The following is a 2,396-nucleotide window of genomic DNA, read 5'->3' on the forward strand; positions in this document are numbered from 1 at the left end:
GCCGGACGGCGTTCGCTCCCCACCCACGCTGTGGGTGTCAGTTCTCAGTGATGGCCGCCTTGGCCCTCGTCCCTGCGGCGCTGCCAGCGCTGCTCGATCCGGCCCATCATGGACTTGCGCTTCTTGCCCTGACGGCGGGTAGCAGGCCCATCGGGCGCCGCGCCTGGAGCCTGTTCGCCAGGCTTGGGCGCCTTGCGCCAACCGGTGACCGCGAGAACTGCGCAGCCGAGCATGACGAGGAAACCCACCACGCTGACCCAGATCTGCTGTGCGACCATTCCGGCCATGAGGAGCGCGATACCCAACAGAAAGCCAGCGACCGCCTGGTAGACCCGTTTCCGGGTGTACGTACGCAGCCCGCTTCCCTCAAGCGCTGTCGCGAACTTGGGATCTTCGGCGTACAGCGCTCGCTCCATTTGCTCGAGCATTCGCTGCTCGTGCTCCGAGAGCGGCACGGAGTCCTCCTCATCGTGCAGTCGCCGGGGCGACCGGGGGTCCCCTTCAGGATAGGCAGGGAATCGCCCCCGTGAAACCCGCCCCTCTACGCCAATTCGCCATTCCGACCCCGCAGGGCGTTCCGACGAGCTGAAGCGTGCATTCCCCAGCCGCCGATCCGTCATGCCGGACGGTGTCCTTCGATCATACGGTGAGTTGCACCCGATCGGGGGACCTGTGGCGCACTCCATGCGCGCCTACGGCCCTGATCAGGAGGATTTCACGGGTTCCCGGGCCGCTGTAGGGGCCATGCGGGCTACTCCCCGCGCCTTTCGGCCAGTACGTGCAGCTGGGTAGCGACCGAGTGGAAGGCGGGCTGCTCAGCGGCGGCGGCCTCCAGCTTGAGCAGGGCGTCCAGCGCTCCGGGCTCGGTGTCCACCAGTACACCGGGCACCAGATCGGCGAAGACCCGCACCCCGTGCACCGAGTCGATCCGCAGCCCGGAGGCGGCGACCAGGTCGGTCAGTTGCTCGGCGGTGAAGCGCCGCGGCACCGGGTCGCCCTCGCCCCAGCGTCCCGCGGGGTCGGTGAGGGCCTGACGGGCCTCGGTGAAGTGACCGGCCAGCGCCCTGGCCAGGACCGCGCCGCCCATACCGGCGGCGAGCAGGCTGAGGGTTCCGGACTCACGCAGCGCACCCACGACGTTACGCACGCCTTCGGCGGGGTCGTCCACGTACTCCAGCACGCCGTGGCACAGCACCGCGTCATAGCCGCCGCGCTCCACGACGTCGAAGAGGCCGTGCGCGTCGCCCTGGACGCCGCGCACCCGGTCGGCGACCCCGGCCTCGGCGGCCCGCCGCTCCAGCGCGAACAGTGCGTTGGGGCTGGGGTCGACGACGGTGACGCGGTGGCCGAGACCGGCCACCGGCACCGCGAAGTTGCCACTGCCGCCCCCGGTGTCGAGCACGTCGAGTGACTCCTGCCCCGTCGCCTTGACCTGACGGCTGAGGGCGTCCTGCAGGACCTCCCAGACCACGGCGGTACGGAGAGAAGCGCGGGGGCGCATCGGGTCCGACACGGCAGTTGACTCCTCGGCGCGGCACCGCCTGTTTCGCGGCGGAGCGTGAACGTTCTGTTGGGCGCCTCCACCCTATTGCCTCTGGCCCGCTGCCCGGTCATCGTGCGCCGGCTGCCCCGGCCGCGGCGGTGGCAGGACCGGTTGCAGCGCCAGCATCCGCTCGACTATGCGCAGGAACATCCCCGCGTCGCGCACCAGATCGTCGGCGTCACGGGTGGTCGCCGCGCCCTGGATGCCCGCCTCCGCGCGGGCCCGGCGGGCGGCTCCCGAGGCGAACAGGGCGCTCCACTCGGCCAGCTCGGGTGCGGTCTCCGGGAGCACCTCCCAGGCGCTGCGGATACGTCGGCGCCGCCGCTCGGTGGCCTCCGGGCGGCCGCGGGCGGCGAGCACGGCGGCGGCGGTGCGCAGGGCGGCGAGGTGGGCGGCGGCATAGCGCTCGTTCGGCAGGTGCAGGATCGCCGCCTCGTCGAGGCCGCTGCGGGCCTGGGCGAGCAGGGCGAGGGCGGCGGGCGGTGCCGTCTCCCGCCGCAGGACGGGGTGGATGTCGCTCGCGGGACCGTTCAGTGAGGGGGCAGGGCCGGTGGTGCGGCGGCGGCGTGCGGCAGCCGCTGCGGACGAACTGGCCATGACGAACCTCCTGTCGTCGTGTGACGGCGCGGTGGCCGTATGTGTCTATCGTGCGACACGCCACTGACAATCGGTTCTGACCTGCACATTTGCCTCGATCACAGGTTCGCCTGGGCGTCCTGCGGCGCTCGGGCGCGCGTGTGCCGTGCGCTGGGTGCTGTGTGCTGTGTGCTGTGTGCTGTGTGCTGGATGCCGGGTGCTGTGTGCTGGGTGCTGTGCGCCGGGGGCCGGTGCCGGTGCCGGTGCCGGGCATGAA

The 2,396-nt window shown here is 71.7% G+C and carries 3 protein-coding genes; all 3 read right to left on the reverse strand.

Annotated features, from left to right (window positions below):
- Positions 1-44 precede the first annotated feature (44 nt).
- The 3 genes from U9R90_RS35555 to U9R90_RS35565 all read right to left on the reverse strand — a co-directional run bounded on the left by U9R90_RS35555 (position 45) and on the right by U9R90_RS35565 (position 2,140).
- Complete coding sequence (locus U9R90_RS35555) at positions 45-455, reverse strand: DUF3040 domain-containing protein (protein WP_411061578.1); 411 nt, start codon at positions 453-455, stop codon at positions 45-47.
- A 296-nt stretch (positions 456-751) separates the two neighbouring features.
- A complete protein-coding gene (locus U9R90_RS35560) occupies positions 752-1,513 on the reverse strand; it encodes a methyltransferase (RefSeq protein ID WP_411061580.1) in 762 nt (253 codons plus the stop codon).
- A gap of 72 nt (positions 1,514-1,585) precedes the next feature.
- Positions 1,586-2,140: an SAV_6107 family HEPN domain-containing protein gene (locus U9R90_RS35565; RefSeq protein WP_411061581.1), complete on the reverse strand. Its 555-nt coding sequence runs from the start codon at positions 2,138-2,140 to the stop codon at positions 1,586-1,588.
- Positions 2,141-2,396 lie beyond the last annotated feature (256 nt).

Origin of the sequence: Streptomyces sp. E11-3 (assembly GCF_046540415.1) — a bacterium.
GTDB lineage: Bacteria > Actinomycetota > Actinomycetes > Streptomycetales > Streptomycetaceae > Streptomyces.